The organism is Kitasatospora sp. NBC_01539 (genome assembly GCF_045040525.1).
Classification (GTDB): domain Bacteria; phylum Actinomycetota; class Actinomycetes; order Streptomycetales; family Streptomycetaceae; genus Kitasatospora.
In genome coordinates this window covers 7,164,482-7,180,989 of sequence record NZ_CP109390.1, presented here as the reverse complement: position 1 = coordinate 7,180,989, position 16,508 = coordinate 7,164,482, and the positions used below count along the sequence as shown (strand labels likewise).

Sequence of the window (16,508 nt, the reverse complement as noted above, 5' to 3'; positions counted from 1 at the left end):
CGGGCCTGTGGCCGGTCGGTCTCAGTCGGCGCGGGCGCCGGTGAGTTCCCGGGAGGGCAGCCCGGCCTCCAGGTCCTCCAGGATGAGGCGCTTGGCGATGGCGTCGACCGCGGCCCGCAGCTCGGCACTGCGCGGGCGGCCGACCTCGGCCTCCAGCCGGTCGTTGAGCCAGCCGGCCCAGGCCCGGCCGATCACGTCGGCCTCCTGCCGGCCGGCCCCGGTGAGCGTGTAGTAGCCGTCGATCCGGCTGAGGTAGCCGTCGTTCGCCGCCCGCTCGAAGACCGGGGCGAGCACCTCGGGGGGAAGCCGGCGGCGGCCCGCGATGAGGCTCAGCTTGGCGTGCCCGACCGTCCGGGTGAACAGCTCGACCTGCATGACGGCCCAGGCCCCGGCGATGTCGAGCCGGGTGCCGGACGCCGCGACGATCCCGCGGGCGGCCTCCTGGTCGGTGCCGCGGATGATCGTGGCGACGGCGAGCTCCAGCACGCGGGCGGAGTTCCCGGAGTTGGGCGACGCGAAGCCCTCGCCCATGTCGGTGGAGGTGGCGCGGGCGGAGTCGCGGAGCTTGACCTGCTTGAGGAAGAGCGCGACGACGAAGCCGATCGCGGCCACCGGCACCGTCCACAGGAAGACCGTGTGCAGGGCGTCCGCGTAGGCGTCGATGATCGGCGCGGCCTGGTCGGCGGGCAGCTCGTGCAGGGCCTTCGGGCTGCGGGCGGCCGCGGCGAGCACCGCGGGGTCTGCGCCGGTGGTGCGGACGGAGGTGGCGATGCCCTGGGCGAGCCCGTCGTCGATCGAGTTCGTGTAGATGGTGCCGAAGACGGCGGTGCCGAAGGAGCTGCCGAGGGTGCGGAAGAACGTGACGCCGGAGGTGGCGGTGCCCAGGTCGGCGTAGTCGACGGTGTTCTGCACGGCGATGGTCAGCACCTGCATGCACAGGCCGATGCCGGCGCCCAGCACGAGCATGTACAGCGACTGCAGCCAGGCGGCGGTGTGGGCGTCCATCAGGGAGAGCAGGAACAGGCCGACGGCCATCACCGCGGAGCCGATGATGGGGAAGATCCGGTAGCGGCCGGTGCGGCTGACGACGGTGCCGCTGAAGATCGAGGCGACCAGCAGGCCGAACACCATCGGCAGGGTGCGCACGCCGGAGACCGTCGCCGAGTCACCGTCGACGTACTGCAGGAACGTCGGCAGGAAGGTCATCGCGCCGAGCATGGCGAAGCCGACGATGAAGCTGAGCACCGAGCAGACGCTGAAGACCGGGTTGCGGAAGAGCCGCATCGGCAGCATCGGCTCGGCGGCCCTGGTCTCCACCCAGCAGAACAGGCCGAGGGCGAGGACGCCGAGGACGAACAGGCCGATGATCGTGGGCGAGGCCCAGGCGTACTCGACGCCGCCCCAGCTGGTCGCGAGGATGACGGAGCTCGCGCCGACCGCGACGAGGGCGATGCCGAGGTAGTCGATCACCGGCCGCCCGGCCACCCGGATCGACGGGATGGTGCGGGCCGCGGCGATCACCACGACGATCGCGATCGGCACGTTGACGTAGAACGCCCACCGCCACGTCAGGTGGTCGGTGAACAGCCCGCCGAGGAGCGGGCCGATGACCGTCGCGACCCCGAAGACCGCGCCGATCGCGCCCTGGTACTTGCCGCGCTCGCGCAGCGGGATCACGTCGGCGATCAGGGCCATCGAGGTCACCATCAGACCGCCCGCGCCGACGCCCTGCATGGCGCGCCAGGTGATGAGCAGTGACATGTTGGTGGCGAGGCCGCACAGGAACGAGCCGGTGATGAAGACGATCGCCGAGACCTGGAAGACCACCTTGCGGCCGAACAGGTCACCGAACTTGCCGACCAGCGCGGTCGCCACCGTCTCGGCGAGCAGGTACGACGTCACCACCCACGACATGTGCTCGGCGCCGCCGAGGTCGGAGACGATCGTCGGCAGTGCGGTGCCGACGATCGTCTGGTCGAGGGCGGCGAGCAGCATGCCGAGCATGATCGTGACGAACACGACGTTGCGCTGCCGCCGGTCCAGGACGGGCGGCGCTGCGGCGGGCGCGGGTGCGGGGCCGGTCTCACTGGTAGTCACCCTGGCATCGTCACCCGGGCGGCGGCCTGGCGCCCGCGCTGGCAGCCGCCGCGGTGAACCCGGCGGCCGGACGGCGGGTGCCGGCGCGTAGCGTGACGCCATGCAGACCGTGGAGCTGACCTGCGCGCCCGCCCTCGACACGGCGGTGCGGGAGGTCTGGGAACGGCTCTCCGAGGCGGGGGTGCCGAGCCTGGCCCGCAACACCCATCCCGGGCACCGGCCCCACCTGACGCTCGCCTCGTGCGGCACGGCCCCGCCGGACGCCCTCACCGCGATCGGCGAGCTGGTCGCGGGGGTGCTGCCGCTGCCCGTACGGCTGACCGGGCTGCTGTCGTTCTCCGCGCGCAGCCGCCGTCGGGTGCTGAGCTGGTCGGTCGTGCCGACCGTCGACCTGCTCGGCCTGCACCGGCGGGTCTGGGAGCTGCTGGACGGCGCCGACGAACCCAACCCGCTCTACCTGCCCGGCCGGTGGGCGCCGCACCTCGGCCTGACCCGCCGTCTGGAGCCCGCCGAGCTGGCCCTCGCCCACGACGTGCTCGGGCGGATGCCCGACCTCACGGGGGTGTTCGACGCGGCGCGCAGCTACGACGGCACCACCGGCGCCACGGTGCCGCTGCCGGGCTGAGCGGGGAGGATGGCCGCGAGTCGCCGCCTCGGGTCGGGAGGTCCGTCGTGCTGGAACGCGTGGCACGGGTGTCGGAGGCGGTCGCCGCCGAACCCGGCCGGACCGCGAAGATCGCCCTGCTGGCGGCCTGCCTCCGGGAGCTCGGACCGCAGGACGGACCGGCCGCGGTCGCCCTGCTGTCCGGCGAGTCGCGCCGGATGCGGATCGGCGTCGGGTACGCGGCGCTGCGCGAACCGCCCTCCCCCGCCGGGTCGGCCTCGCTCGGGGTCACCGAGACCGAGGACCTCCTCGCCGGGATCGCCGCGGTGCGCGGACGCGGCGCGCAGGCCGGGCGGCGGCACCTGCTGGACGAGTTGTTCGGCCGCGCCACCCCGGCCGAACAGCGGCTGCTGCAGGGCGTGCTGGTCGGCGAGCTCCGGCAGGGAGCGCTGGACGGCGTGATGGCGGAGGCCGTCGCGAAGGCCGCCGGGGTACCGGCCGCCGCGGTGCGGCGCGCCCTGATGTTCCGCGGGTCGGCGCGGGCGGTCGCGCAGGCCGCGCTGAGCGGCGGCGCCGCGGCCCTCGACGCCTTCGGGCTGGAGGTCGGACGGCCGGTGCGGCCCATGCTGGCGTCCTCCGCCCCCGGCGTCGCCGAGGCGCTGGCGAAGGTCTCCCCCGCGGCCCTGGAGTGGAAGCTGGACGGCATCCGGGTGCAGGTGCACCGGGACGGCGACGCGGTCGCGGTGTTCACCCGCGGCCTCGACGACATCACCGCGCGGGTACCCGAACTCGTCGAGGCCGCACGGGCGCTGCCGGTCCGCTCGGCCGTCCTGGACGGGGAGGCGATCGCCCTCGGCCCGGACGGCCGCCCCCGGCCGTTCCAGGTGACCGCCGCGCGCACCGCCTCCCGGCAGGACCCGCGGCGCCTGCGCGCCGAGGTGCCGCTGCACCCGTACTTCTTCGACCTGCTGCACCGGGACGGCACCGACCTCGTCGACGAGCCCGCCGACCGCCGCTGGGCCGCCCTCGCGGAGGTCGTCGACCCGGCGCAGCAGGTGCCGCGGATCGTGACGGCCGGGCCCTCGGAGGCCGCCGCCTTCCTCGACGACGCCCTCGCGCACGGCCACGAGGGCGTGGTCGTCAAGGACCCGGCGGCGCCGTACGCCGCGGGACGGCGCGGCGCCGGGTGGATCAAGGTGAAGCCCCACCACACGCTCGACCTCGTCGTGCTCGCCGCCGAATGGGGCAGCGGACGGCGGCGCGGCCTGCTCAGCAACCTCCACCTGGGGGCCCGCTCCGGCGGCGAGGAGGGGCTGCCCGCGTGGGTGATGCTCGGCAAGACGTTCAAGGGCCTCACCGACGAGCTGCTCGCCTGGCAGACCCGGGAGCTGCTCGCCCGCGAGACCGGGCGCGGCGCGTACGAGGTGCGGGTGCGGCCGGAGCTCGTCGTGGAGGTCGCCTTCGACGGCCTGCAGCGCAGTCCGCGCTACCCCGCCGGGCTGGCGCTGCGCTTCGCCCGGGTCGTGCGCTACCGCGAGGACAAGACCGCCGCGGAGGCGGACACCGTCGCCACGGTGCGCTCACTCGCCGCCGACGGTGTCTGAGCCCGCCCGCCAGGCGGCCTCGTCCTGCCACGCGAGCAGGGTGCGGCGGGTCTCGAAGCGCAGCGGCACACCCGTCACCGGGTCGGTGAACTCCAGCACCGAGGCGAGCAGTTGCAGCGGCCGGCGGAAGTCGTCCGGGGCCGGGTCGGGCAGCACCGCCGGATAGAGCGGGTCACCGAGGATCGGCACGCCCAGCGCCGACATGTGCAGGCGCAGCTGGTGCGTGCGGCCGGTGTGCGGGGACAGCCGGTAGCGGGCGAGACCTCCGCGGCACCCGACCGGCTCGATCCCGGTCTCGCTGTTGGGCTCCCCCGGCTCCTCGTACGCGGCGAGCTCACCGCGCACCTTGACGATCCGGCTGCGCCGGACCGCGGGCAGACCGGGAGCGTGCGCGGCGACGGCCTCGTACTCCTTGCGGACCTCGCGGCGCTCGAACAGGCTCTGGTAGGCGCCGCGCAGCTCGGGGCGGACGACGAACAGCACCACGCCCGCGGTGAGGCGGTCCAGCCGGTGCGCGGGGCCGAGCCCCGGCAGGTCCAGCTCGCGGCGGAGCCGGGCCAGGGCCGTCTCGGTGACGTGCCGCCCGCGCGGCGTCGTGGCCAGGAAGTGCGGCTTGTCGGCGACGACGATCCGCTCGTCGCGGTGGAGCACCGTGACCGGGAACGGCACCGGGGTCTCCGGCGCGAGGTCGCGGTGGAACCAGACCGACCCGCCCGGCTCGTACGGGGTCAGCGCCGTCAGGGGGCCGTCCGCGGTGACGAACACGCCCTCCCGGAGCATCGCCGTCAGCCGTTCGGCGCCGATCACCCGGCCGTACCGCTCCGCGAGGTACGCGGCGGCGGTCGGCCACCCGCCGTCCGCGGGCAGCCGCAGCCGCACCGCGTCGATACCGTCCCGCTGCGGCAGCGGACCCGCCGGACCACCTCGCCTGCGTCTCACCGGGCGAACCCTACCGGTCGCCCGTCCCGCACCCCGCTGCCCTGCGCAGCCTCCGGCCCGCATGGGAGGATGGCAGGGCGGAACGCCGATCTCTGGACGGTGCCTGGCATGGAGACCCACGAGCAGGGCACGGACCCACCGGACCGCCGGGATCCGGCTGCGGAGGGTCCCGGCGGCCACGCACCCGACGGCCTGATGAGCGTGCCGATCGCCACCGCGCTGATCTCCGACGACGGCCGGATCCTGCACTGGAGCCGCGACGCGGAGGCCCTGCTCGGCTACACCACCGAGGAGGCCGTCGGCACCTACGCCACCCACCTGCTGATCACCGACGACCAGCTCGGCGAGGTCCTCGACCTCTTCGACGCCATCCTCGGCGGCAAGGCGTGGTCCGGGGTGTTCCCCGTCAAGCACCGCGACGGCCACCACGTGAACCTCGAATTCCGCACCCACCCCGTCGTCGGCCCCGACGGCCGCCCGCTGGTACTGGCCATCGCCTCGGACGTCACCGCGCTGCGCCGCCTCCAGGCCGACCTGGCCGTGCTGGACGGCTTCTTCACGCAGTCCCCGGTCGGCATGGCCGTCTACGACACCGACCTGCGGTTCCTGCGGCTGAACGACGCCCTCGCCCGGATCAACGGCGTGCCGGCCTCCGACGCCGTCGGCCGCCGCATCACCGAGGTGCTGCCCGGCATCAACGGCCAGGAGATCGAGGCCGCCATGCGGCGCGTCCTGGAGGGCGGGCCGCCGGTGGTCGACTCCCGGTCGCACGGCCGCACCCCCGGCGACCCCACCCACGACCACGCCTGGTCCGCCTCGTACTTCCGGCTGGAGGAACCCGGCGGGGACGTGCTCGGCGTCAGCTCGACCATCGTCGACGTCACCGAACGCCACCGGGCGGAACGGGCGGCGGCCGTCGCCCGGGAACGCCTGACCGCCCTCGCCGACGCCACCGCCTCCATCGGCACCACCCTCGACCTGCGCCGCACCGCCCGGGAGCTCGCCGAGGCCATCGTGCCGCGGCTGGCCGACACCGCCGGCGTCTTCGCGCTGGAGCACCTCGTCTCCGACACCGACCCGCCCGCCGGGGACGCCGACCTGCGCGTCCGCAGGCTCGCCGTCGCCACGGCCGACCCCGGACACCCGTTCGGCAGCCTGCCCACCGACGAGGTGTACACGGTGCCGCCCGGCTCCGCCTACGCCGAGGCCCTCACCGGCGGCCGCAGCGTGGTCACCACCACCGGCGGACTGCCACTGCTGGCCGACGAGGCCACCGTCGACCGGGTGCGGGACTACCTGGACGGCCGGGCCCGGACGGTACGGGTCACCCCGCTCGTCGCCCGCGGCAGCGTGCTCGGCATGGTCGTGTACGCGCGCAGCCCCGACCGCGCCGCGATCGGCCCCGAGGACGGCACCCTCGGCGACGAACTCGCCTCCCGCGCCGCCGTCGCCATCGACAACGCCCGCCTCTACCTGCACCAGGAGCAGACCGCGCAGGCCCGGGAACAGGCCCTGACCGAGGCGCGCGCCGCGCAGGAGCGCCTCGCCGTCGTCAACGCCGCCTCCGCCCGCATCGGCACCACCCTCGACCTCGCCCAGACCGCCCGCGAACTCGCCGAGACCGCCAGCCCCCGGCTGGCCGACACCGTCGTCGTGGAGGTGCTCGACGCGCTCGTGCGGGGCGCGGAGACCAGCACCGACCGGGCCGACCGGTCCGCCGTCCTGCGCCGGATGGCGTTCCACACCGTGCCCGGCAGCGGCATGTCCCCGGTCTCCCCGCCCGGCAGCGTGCACCGCTTCCACCCGTCGACGCCGTACGCCTGGGTGCTGGCGCACCGGCGGCCCGTCCTGCTGCCGCACCTGGACGAACAGGCGCTCGGCTGGTTCAACGACGACCCGGAGCGGGCCACCGCCGTCCGCGCCCAGCACGTGCGCTCGGTCATGGTCGTCCCGCTGATCGCCCGCGGCGCGGCCGTCGGCATCGCCGCCTTCTACCGCAACGTCACCGACCGTCCCTTCGACCAGGACGACCTGCGCCTCGCCCGCGAACTCGCCTCCCGCGCGGCCGTCGCCATCGACAACGCCCTGCTCTTCACCCGCGAACGCGACGCCTCCGAGCAGCGGCAGCGCGCACTGGAGGCCGCCGGCGCCGCCCAGGCCCGCCTCGCCCTGCTCAACGAGGCGTCCAGCCGCATCGGCACCACCCTCGACCTGCAGCGCACCGCGCAGGAGCTCATCGACGTGGTCATCCCGCGCTTCGCCGACTTCGTCACCGTCGACCTGCTGGAGTCGCTGCTGCAGGGCGACGAACCGGAACCGGTGCCACGGGACGGCTCCGTCCTGCTGCGCGCCGTCGCCGTCGGCGAACTCGACGAGCACGGCGGCATGGTCAGCGCGGCCGACCCGGTCGGCGGCACCTCGCGGTCCGCCCAGCTGTACGCGCAGAGCCTGCGCACCGGCCGGTCCGTCCTCGTGCCGCACGTCGACGAGCAGGCCCTGCGCCGGATCGTCGCCCACCCCGGCCGCATCGGGCCCAGTCTGGAAGCAGGAGTGCACTCCTACCTGATGGTGCCGCTGCTGGCCCGCGGCACCGTGCTCGGCGGGGTGGAGTTCGTCCGCACCCGCACCCCGGACTCCTTCACGCACGCCGACGTGGCGCTCGCCGAGGAGCTCGCCGCCCGCGCCGCCGTCTGCATCGACAACGCCCGCATCTACCGGCGCGAACGCGACACCGCCCTGACCCTGCAGCGCAGCCTCCTGCCGCAGGACGTGCACCGCACCCCCGGCCTGGAGATCGCCCACCGCTACCTGCCCAGCAGCGTGATCAGCGAGGTCGGCGGCGACTGGTTCGACGTCATCCCGCTCAGCGGCGGCCGGGTCGCGCTGATCGTCGGCGACGTCATGGGCCACGGCATCCGGGCGGCCGCCACCATGGGCCAGCTGCGCACCGTCGCCCGGACCCTCATCACCCTGGAGATGGACCCGGCCCGGGTGCTGCGCCGCCTGGACGACGCGGCCGCGGCGATCGGCGAGAGCCAGTTCGCGACCTGCGTGTGCGTGCTCTTCGACCCCGTGGACCGCAGCTGCATCGCCGCCACCGCCGGACACCTGCCCCCGGTCATCGCCCGCGCGGACGGCTCCACCGAACTGCTGGTGCTGCCGCCCGGCGCCCCGCTCGGCGTCGGCGGCGTGCCGTTCGACTCGGTGCGCGCCACCCTCGACGAGGACGCCATCCTGGTGCTCTACACCGACGGCCTGGTGGAGCGCCGCGACCGCGACATCGACGACGGCATCGACCTGCTGCGCCGCACCGTCGCCGAGCGCCGCGGCTCGCTGGAGCAGACCTGCGACGCCGTGCTCGCCGCGCTCGGAGCCTCCGCCGGGCAGGACGACATCGCGGTGATCATGGCGCACTCCCGGCCGATCGGCACCGACCAGCTGGCCCTGCTGCAGCTCGCCGGGGACCGGGCCATGGTGCGGCACGCCCGCCGGTTCGCCCGGGAGACACTGACCGGCTGGGGGCTCGCCGGGCTCACCGACATGGTCGAGCTGCTCACCAGCGAACTCATCACCAACGCCCTGGTCCACGCGGGCGCGCCCGTGCAGCTGCGGCTGTTCCGCAACCAGCTGCTGACCGTGGAGGTCGCCGACCGGGACCGGCACGAACCGCGGCTGCGCCGTGCACGCGCCGAGGACGAGGGCGGCCGCGGGATGCACCTGGTCAACGAGCTGGCCCACCGCTGGGGCGTGCGCGGCAGCCAGGACGGCAAGGTCGTCTGGTTCGAGCTGGAGCTGCCGCCGGGCGCCCGGTTCTGACGCCCTGCCGGCGGTCGCGCCGGGCGTCCTGCCGGGCGTCCTGGCGGGGCGGGTGCGCCTCACCCGACCGGAGCAGCGGCGTCCCCCGTCGGGGTGGGGCCCGCGGCCGGGCGGCCGTGTCGGTTCGTGTGCGGGCCACCGCGGACCGGAGGATCGGTGGCGTCCGGCATTCCGACCAGGAGGACCTCATGCGTTCCAGCCTTGCCAGGATCACCACCGCCGCCCTCGTCTCCGGCCTCGCGCTGTTCGGCGCCGCGGGCACCGCGTCCGCGCACATGGACCACCCGCACGGCGCGTTCGCCGTCGGCGGCGACGCGTACGCCACGGAGGGCGGTGCGCTCGCGGTGGGCGGCGACGCCGAGGCGATCGTCGAGCACGCCCTCGCGGTCGGCGGCGACGCCTTCTCCGAGGAGGGCCCGGCCCTCGCCGTCGGCGGCGACGCGGACGGTGCCGGCCTCGGCCTCGCGGTCGGCGGGGACTCCTCCTCCTGACCTCCCGGCAGCGCGACGGCCGGGCCGCCCGAGAGGGGCGGCCCGGCCGTCGCGCCGTCCGGCCCCCGCTACTGGGGGGTGACGTACGCGCCGGAGATGCCGCCGTCCACCAGGAAGGTGCCGGCGGTCATGAACGAGGAGTCGTCGCTGGCCAGGAAGGCCACCGCGGCGGCGATCTCCTGCGGCTCGGCGAACCGGCCGAGCGGGATGTGCACCAGCCGGCGGGCCGCCCGCTCCGGGTCCTTCGCGAACAGCTCCTGCAGCAGCGGGGTGTTGACCGGGCCGGGGCAGAGCGCGTTGATCCGGATGCCCTCCCGGGCGAACTGCACGCCCAGCTCGCGCGACATCGCCAGCACGCCGCCCTTGGACGCCGAGTAGGAGATCTGCGAGGTCGCCGCGCCCATCACCGCGACGAACGACGCCGTGTTGATGATCGATCCCCTGCCCTGCCGCTGCATGTGCGGGATCGCGTACTTGCAGCAGAGGTACACGCTGGTGAGGTTGACGTCCTGCACCCGCTTCCAGGCGTCGAGGCCGGTGGTGAGGATCGAGTCGTCGTCCGGCGGGGAGATGCCCGCGTTGTTGAAGGCGATGTCGAGGCTGCCGTACTCCGCGACGGCACGCTCGTACATGCCGCGCACGGCCGCCTCGTCGGTCACGTCGACCCGCAGGAACAGGCCGTCGACCTCGTTGGCGGCCTTCGCGCCGGACTCCTCGTCGATGTCCGCGCAGACGACCTTGGCCCCTTCGGCGGCGAACCGCCGCGCGGTGGCCAGGCCGATCCCGCTGCCGGCGCCGGTGATGACCGCCACCCGGCCGTCCAGTCGCTTGGTCATGCTGGTCACTCCTCCGTGGAGATGAAGACGTTCTTGGTTTCGGTGAAGGCGTCGAGGGCGTCCGGGCCCAGCTCGCGGCCCAGCCCGGACTGCTTGAACCCGCCGAACGGCGTCGTGTGGCGCACCGAGGAGTGCGAGTTGACGGACAGGTTGCCCGCCTCCACGCCGCGCGCCACCCGCAGGGCGCGGCCGACGTCGCGGGTCCAGATCGAGCCGGAGAGGCCGTAGTCGGAGGCGTTGGCGATCCGCAGCGCGTCCTCCTCGCCGCGGAACGGCACGACGGCGACGACCGGGCCGAAGATCTCCTCGGTGAACGCCCGGTCGTCGTGCCGCACCGGCGCCAGCACGGTCGGCGGGTACCAGAAGCCGGGCCCCTCGGGCGCGCTGCCGCGGAACGCCGCCTCCGTCACGTACGAGGCGACCCGCTGCCGGTGCGCGGCCGAGATCAGCGGCCCCATCTCGGTCTTCTCGTCGGCCGGGTCGCCGACCCGCACGCCGCGGACGGCCGGTTCGAGCAGCGCCATGAAGTCGTCGAAGACCGACTCCTCGACGAGGATCCGCGAACGGGCGCAGCAGTCCTGCCCGGCGTTGTCGAAGACCGCGTACGGCGCGGTGGCGGCGGCCTTCGCGAGGTCGGCGTCGGCGAACACGATGTTGGCGCTCTTGCCGCCGAGTTCGAGGGTGACGGGCTTCACCTGGGCCGCGCAGCCCGCCATGATCTCCCGGCCGACCCGGGTCGAGCCGGTGAACACGACCTTGCGGACGTCCGGGTGGGTGACGAAGCGCTGCCCGACGACCGGGCCGCGGCCGGGCAGGATCTCCAGCACACCCGCGGGCAGGCCCGCCTGCAGGGCGAGTTCGCCCAGGCGCAGGGCGGTGAGCGGGGTCAGCTCGGCCGGCTTGAGGACGACGGTGTTGCCCGCGGCGAGGGCGGGGGCGAACCCCCACGCGGCGATCGGCATCGGGAAGTTCCACGGCACGATGACGCCGACGACGCCGAGCGGTTCCTTGAAGGTGAGGTCGATGCCGCCGGCCACCGGGATCTGCCGGCCGAACAGCCGCTCGGGGGCCGCCGCGTAGTACTCGACGACGTCGCGGACGTTGCCGGCCTCCCAGCGGGCGTTGCCGACGGTGTGGCCCGCGTTGGCGACCTCCAAGGCGGCCAGGTGCTCGCGGTCGGCGTCGACCGCGGCGGCGAACGCCCGCAGCAGCCGCGCCCGGTCGGCGGGGGCGATCCGCCGCCACGGGCCGAAGGCGGCCCGGGCGCGGGCGATCGCGGCGTCGGTCTCGGCGAGGCCGGCCATGGCCACGGTGGCGATCACCTCCTCGGTGGCCGGGTTGAGCACCTCGAAGAGGTCGGGCTGGGTCATCGGGCTGCCTCCTTGCAGCTGGCGGTGACGAACGCCGCGAAGAGGCGGAGGTCGTCCGGGTCGGTCTCGGGATGCCACTGCACGCCCACCGTGAAGCGCCGGCCGGGCAGTTCGAGCGCCTCCACGGTGCCGTCGGTGCTCCAGGCCGTGGCCCGCAGGCCGGCGCCGAGGCGGTCGGCGGCCTGGTGGTGGTAGCAGGCGACGTCCGCGGCGGTGCCGAGCACGGCCCCGAGCCGGCTGTCCGGGGCGATCCGGACCGGGCGGCGGACGAACACCGCGGGCACCTGCTGGTGGCTGCCGTCCGGCAGGTGCTGGACGAGCGTGCCGCCGAGCGCCACGTTGAGCACCTGGAGCCCGCGGCAGACGCCGAGCAGCGGGAGGTCGCGGGCCAGGGCGTCCCGCAGCAGGTCGAACTCCCAGGTGTCGCGAGCCCGGTGGGGATCGCCGGTGTGCGGTCCGGCGGCGGCGCCGTACCGTGCCGGGTCGACGTCGGAGCCTCCGGCGAGGACCAGCCCGTCGAGGGCGTCGAGCAGGTGGGCGGTGCCGCCGGGCTGCGGCGGCAGCAGCACGGGTGTGCCGCCCGCACGGGACACCGCGTCGACGTAGGTCTGCGGGACGAGGGAGGCGCGCTGGCGCCACACCGACCAGGCGGCGTCGTCCTGGTAGCTGGTGATGCCGATCAGGGGTCTGCGACGGCGGTCGGTGTTCACAGGCGCTCGAAGCCGCGGCGCCGCTCCCAGTCGGTCACCGCCCGGTCGTACGCGGCGACCTCCACCCGCCCGGCGTGCGCGTAGTGACGCACGACGTCCTTGCCGAAGGCCACGGTGGCGGCCTCGCTGCGTTCGAAGGCGTCGACCGCGTCGCGCAGCGTGGCGGGCACCCGGGGTGCGTCGGAGGCGTACGCGTTGCCGGTGAACTCCGGCTCCAGCGGCAACTGGTGCTCGACCCCGTGCAGCCCGGCGGCGATCAGGGCGGCGACCGCGAGGTAGGGGTTGACGTCGCCGCCGGGCACCCGGTTCTCGAAGCGCAGGGAGGAGCCGTGGCCGACGACGCGCAGCGCGCAGGTGCGGTTGTCGCGGCCCCAGGCGACGGCGGTGGGCGCGAAACTGCCCGGCACGTACCGCTTGTAGGAGTTGACGGTCGGCGCCAGCAGCAGGGAGAACTCGGCGAGGCAGGCGAGCTGCCCGGCGAGGAAGTGCTCCATCGTGCGGGAGAAGCCGTACGGGCCGTCCCCGGCCATGACGGGTGCGCCGGCGGCGTCCCGCAGGCTGAGGTGGATGTGACAGGAGTTGCCCTCGCGCTCGTCGTACTTCGCCATGAACGTGAGGCTGCAGCCCTCCTGCGCGGCGATCTCCTTGGCGCCGGTCTTGTAGACGGCGTGGTTGTCGCAGGTGGCGAGGGCCTCCGCGTACTTGAACGCGATCTCGTGCTGGCCGAGGTTGCACTCGCCCTTGGCGGACTCGACGGTGAGCCCGGCGCCCGCCATGCCGCTGCGCAGCCGGTGCAGCAGCGGTTCGACGCGGGAGGTGCCGAGGATGGAGTAGTCGCCGTTGTACTGGTTGGCCGGGGTGAGGCCGTGGTAGGCGCGGTCCCAGGCCTGCTCGTAGCTGTCGCGGAAGACGATGAACTCCAGCTCGGTGCCCGCGTACGCCTGCCAGCCGTAGCCGGCCAGGCGTTCCAGCTGGCGGCGCAGGACCTGCCGGGGGGAGACGGTGACCGGGCGGCCGTCGTGGTGGTGGACGTCGCACTGGACCATCGCGGTGGCCGGGTGCCAGGGCACCATGCGCAGCGTCGCGAGGTCGGGGGTGAGGACGAGGTCGCCGTAGCCGCTCTCCCAGGAGGAGAGGGCGTAGCCGTCCACGGTGTTCATGTCGGTGTCAACGGTCAGCAGGTAGCCGCAGCCCTCGGCGGCGCCGGGCACGACGTCGGAGAGGAAGAAGTCGGCGGCGAGCCGCTTGCCCTGGAGGCGGCCCTGCATGTCGGTCATGGCGAGCACGACGGTGTCGACGGCGCCGTCGGCGATCAGGGTGCGCAGCCGGTCGAGGGTGAGCCGGGGGCTGCTCATCGGTCCTCCAGGTGGGCTTCGAGGGCGGCGAGTTGCTCCGGCGTGCCCTGGATGCGGGGGCCGGTGAACCAGTGGCGGGCGGAGGCCAGCCACCAGATGCCGGCGAAGCCGAGGACGACGCCGACCGCGACGGGCGTGTAGTTGAAGCTGGCGGCGGTGACGGGGCTGGCGGTGGGCAGCATGAACAGCACGGTGATCACGGCCGTCCAGCAGACCGCGACGGTCCCGATGATCCTGCTCCAGCGGCCCAGATGCCAGGGGCCGCGCGGGAAGGCGTCACCCTGGCGGATGCGCAGGTACACCGGGATGACGTACGAGAGGTACAGCCCGATGACGGAGATCGAGGTGACCGCGGTGTAGGCGGTGGAGTTCCACAGGGCGGGCAGGCCGAGCAGGAGGGCGCCGCCGGTGGCGAGCCACACGGCGTTCGCCGGGGTGTGCGTGCGCGGGGAGATCCGGTGCCAGAGCGCCGAGCCCGGCAGTGCGCCGTCCCGGGAGAAGGCGTAGATCATGCGGGAGTTGGCGGTGACCGAGGCCATGCCGCAGAAGAACTGGGCGCCGATGACGATGAGCAGGAGGAGTTCGGCGCCGGTGGTGCCGAGGGCGTCGATGAAGATCTGCGCGGGCGGCACGCCGGTGGGGCCGTCGAGGGCCCCGGCGTAGTCCTGCACGGCGAAGGTGATGCCGAGCAGCAGGACCCAGCCGGCGACGAGGGAGACGGTGATCGCGTTGACGATGCCGCGCGGACCGGAGCGGGCCGCGTCGCGGGTCTCCTCGGTCATGTGTGCGGAGGCGTCGTAGCCGGTGAGGGTGTACTGCGCGAGCAGCAGGCCGAGCATGGCGACGTAGAACTGGTTGTGGAAGCCGGTGTTGTTGACGAACTCGGTGAACACGAAGGACGCGGAGGCGTGCTTCGCCGGGACGAGCGCGAGGACGCCCACGATGACGGTCACGCCGATCAGGTGCCACCAGACGGAGACGTCGTTGAGCCGCGCCACCAGCTTCACGCCCAGCGTGTTGAGCAGCCCGTGGAGCAGCAGGATGACGGCGAAGATCGCGACGGTGTGGCCGGGGGTCGCGGAGAGGCCGAACTGGAGCGAGAGGAAGGCGTTGGTGAAGAACGCCGCGCCGTAGTCGACGCTCGCGGTCACCGCGACCTGTCCGAGGAAGTTGAACCAGCCGGTGAACCAGCTCCACGCGGCGACCCGGCTGCGGGCGAGCTTCGCCGACCAGTAGTAGAGGCCGCCCGCGGTGGGGTAGCTGGAGCAGATCTCGGCCATGGCCAGACCCACGCAGAGGGTGAGCAGGCCGACCAGCGGCCACCCCCAGACGATCATCGCGGGGCCGCCGGTGTTCATGCCCATCCCGTACAGCGTCAGGCAGCCGGAGAGGATCGAGACGATGGAGAACGAGACGGCGAAGTTGGAGAAGCCCGACATGGAGCGGGCGAGCTCCTGGGTGTAGCCGAGCTCGTGGAGGCGCTGTTCGTCGGCGGAAACCGGCGCGGCGGCGGGCGGAAACACGGCGCTGGGAGCGTGGCGGGCGGCGGCAGCCGGGTCGGTCGGTGTGCTGCCGGCGTCGGGGTCGGCGGACATGGGCACCCCTGGGGAGTGAGGCGGGCCGGGACACGCGCACACGCGGCGGTGCGGTGCGCCTCCGAGCACCCAATGGCCCGGAAACAGACCATTGGGCCGGTCAGCATCGTTCACCCTCCGTCGCGGGCCGTCAAGAGCGCCGGCCCCCGGCGGGTCGCCGGACCGTCACCGGGACACCGCCGGACCGTCGCCCGGGCATCGCCGGGGGCATCGCCCGGGGCGGACCGGCCTCCCGCGGCCGCGGGCCCCGGCCGGCCCGTCGGTACGATGCCCGCGTGGACGAGGCACCGATGAACCTGCAGGCCGAGGCGATCTTCCGGCCGGTACGGACCGGGAACGCCTTCGAGGAGACGGTCGAGCGGCTGCTGCAGGCGATCAAGCTCGGCGTCCTCGGCCACGGCGACCGGCTCCCCGCCGAGCGCGACCTCGCCGTGCGGCTCGGCGTGAGCCGCGAGACGCTGCGCGAGGCGATCCGCTCGCTCCAGCAGGCGGGCTGCGTCGAATCCCGCCGCGGCCGGTACGGCGGCACGTTCGTCACCTACCGGATGCCGCCGCCCGACGTCGGCGAGCTGCGCCGGGCCGCCCGCGACCTCGGCGGCGAACTCGAGGACGCCCTCACCTACCGGCTGGTCCTGGAGGCGGGCGCGGCCGAGACCGCGGCCCGCCGCGCCCTCACCGGCGAGCAGCGGGCCTACCTGCAGCGGAGGCTCGCCGACCTGGAGGCCGCACCTCCGGAGGAGTACCGCGCGCTGGACTCGCGGTTCCACCTGGCGATCGCCGAGCTGACCGGCTCGCCCTCGCTCGCGGCGAGCATCGCGCAGGCCCGGATGCGTCTCAACGACCTGCTCAACGCCATCCCGATGCTGGAGCGCAACATCGACCACGCGGCGCACCAGCACCGGGCGATGGCCGGCGCGATCCTGGCGGGTGACGGCGACGCCGCCCGGCGGGCGACGGAGGAGCACCTGGCGGCGACGGCGGCACTGCTGCGCGGGTTCCTCGGCTGAACGCGGTGCGGGCCCGCACCCCCGGTCCGGGGATGCGGGCCCACGGGCACGCGGTACAGCCGTCAGCCGTGCGCCGGGTCAGGG

General features: G+C 74.4%; 12 protein-coding genes. 5 read left to right on the top strand and 7 right to left on the bottom strand.

Translation table 11 applies throughout. The annotated features are described in order from the left end of the window. Positions 1-21: 21 nt before the first annotated feature. Positions 22-2,097, bottom strand: a complete 2,076-nt coding sequence (locus tag OG335_RS31190) for an MDR family MFS transporter (protein ID WP_405014472.1) — start codon at positions 2,095-2,097, stop codon at positions 22-24. Between the two features lie 100 nt (positions 2,098-2,197). Here OG335_RS31190 and OG335_RS31185 point away from each other — a divergent pair, with 100 nt between their 5' ends. Both OG335_RS31185 and OG335_RS31180 read left to right on the top strand, forming a co-directional pair. Further along, positions 2,198-2,722 (top strand): 2'-5' RNA ligase family protein, encoded by a 525-nt coding sequence (locus OG335_RS31185; protein WP_405014471.1) that lies wholly within the window; start codon positions 2,198-2,200, stop codon positions 2,720-2,722. Between the two features lie 47 nt (positions 2,723-2,769). Next, positions 2,770-4,305, top strand: coding sequence for an ATP-dependent DNA ligase (locus tag OG335_RS31180; protein WP_405014470.1), 1,536 nt, complete (start codon positions 2,770-2,772; stop codon positions 4,303-4,305). Here the strand turns inward: OG335_RS31180 and OG335_RS31175 are convergent. Continuing rightward, entirely contained in the window at positions 4,282-5,244 is a 963-nt protein-coding gene (locus tag OG335_RS31175; RefSeq protein ID WP_405014469.1) for a pseudouridine synthase, read from the bottom strand. The genes OG335_RS31180 and OG335_RS31175 overlap by 24 nt on opposite strands. 108 nt (positions 5,245-5,352) lie before the next feature. Between OG335_RS31175 and OG335_RS31170 the strand changes: the two genes are divergently transcribed. Further along, positions 5,353-9,060, top strand: coding sequence for a SpoIIE family protein phosphatase (locus tag OG335_RS31170; RefSeq protein WP_405014468.1), 3,708 nt, complete (start codon positions 5,353-5,355; stop codon positions 9,058-9,060). Positions 9,061-9,248: 188 nt separating this feature from the next. After that, positions 9,249-9,551 carry a hypothetical protein gene (locus OG335_RS31165; RefSeq protein ID WP_405014467.1) on the top strand — a complete coding sequence of 101 codons (303 nt, stop codon included), beginning with the start codon at positions 9,249-9,251 and terminating at the stop codon, positions 9,549-9,551. Positions 9,552-9,619: 68 nt separating this feature from the next. On the opposite strand, the gene OG335_RS31160 is transcribed toward OG335_RS31165, so the two are convergent. From OG335_RS31160 to OG335_RS31140, 5 genes are read right to left on the bottom strand one after another with little or no spacing between them, the layout of a single operon-like run. After that, positions 9,620-10,387 carry a 3-oxoacyl-ACP reductase gene (locus OG335_RS31160; RefSeq protein WP_405014466.1) on the bottom strand — a complete coding sequence of 256 codons (768 nt, stop codon included), beginning with the start codon at positions 10,385-10,387 and terminating at the stop codon, positions 9,620-9,622. A 5-nt stretch (positions 10,388-10,392) separates the two neighbouring features. Then, positions 10,393-11,757, bottom strand: coding sequence for an aldehyde dehydrogenase family protein (locus tag OG335_RS31155; RefSeq protein WP_405014465.1), 1,365 nt, complete (start codon positions 11,755-11,757; stop codon positions 10,393-10,395). Further along, positions 11,754-12,467 carry a gamma-glutamyl-gamma-aminobutyrate hydrolase family protein gene (locus OG335_RS31150; RefSeq protein ID WP_405014464.1) on the bottom strand — a complete coding sequence of 238 codons (714 nt, stop codon included), beginning with the start codon at positions 12,465-12,467 and terminating at the stop codon, positions 11,754-11,756. The genes OG335_RS31155 and OG335_RS31150 overlap by 4 nt, the downstream gene beginning before the upstream one ends. After that, complete coding sequence (locus OG335_RS31145; protein ID WP_405014463.1) at positions 12,464-13,822, bottom strand: glutamine synthetase family protein; 1,359 nt, start codon at positions 13,820-13,822, stop codon at positions 12,464-12,466. The genes OG335_RS31150 and OG335_RS31145 overlap by 4 nt, the downstream gene beginning before the upstream one ends. Then, positions 13,819-15,261: an amino acid permease gene (locus tag OG335_RS31140; protein WP_405015588.1), complete on the bottom strand. Its 1,443-nt coding sequence runs from the start codon at positions 15,259-15,261 to the stop codon at positions 13,819-13,821. Before OG335_RS31140 ends, OG335_RS31145 begins: the two co-directional genes overlap by 4 nt. A 446-nt stretch (positions 15,262-15,707) precedes the next feature. Here OG335_RS31140 and OG335_RS31135 point away from each other — a divergent pair, with 446 nt between their 5' ends. After that, positions 15,708-16,424 carry a FadR/GntR family transcriptional regulator gene (locus tag OG335_RS31135; RefSeq protein WP_405015587.1) on the top strand — a complete coding sequence of 239 codons (717 nt, stop codon included), beginning with the start codon at positions 15,708-15,710 and terminating at the stop codon, positions 16,422-16,424. Positions 16,425-16,508: the final 84 nt, after the last annotated feature.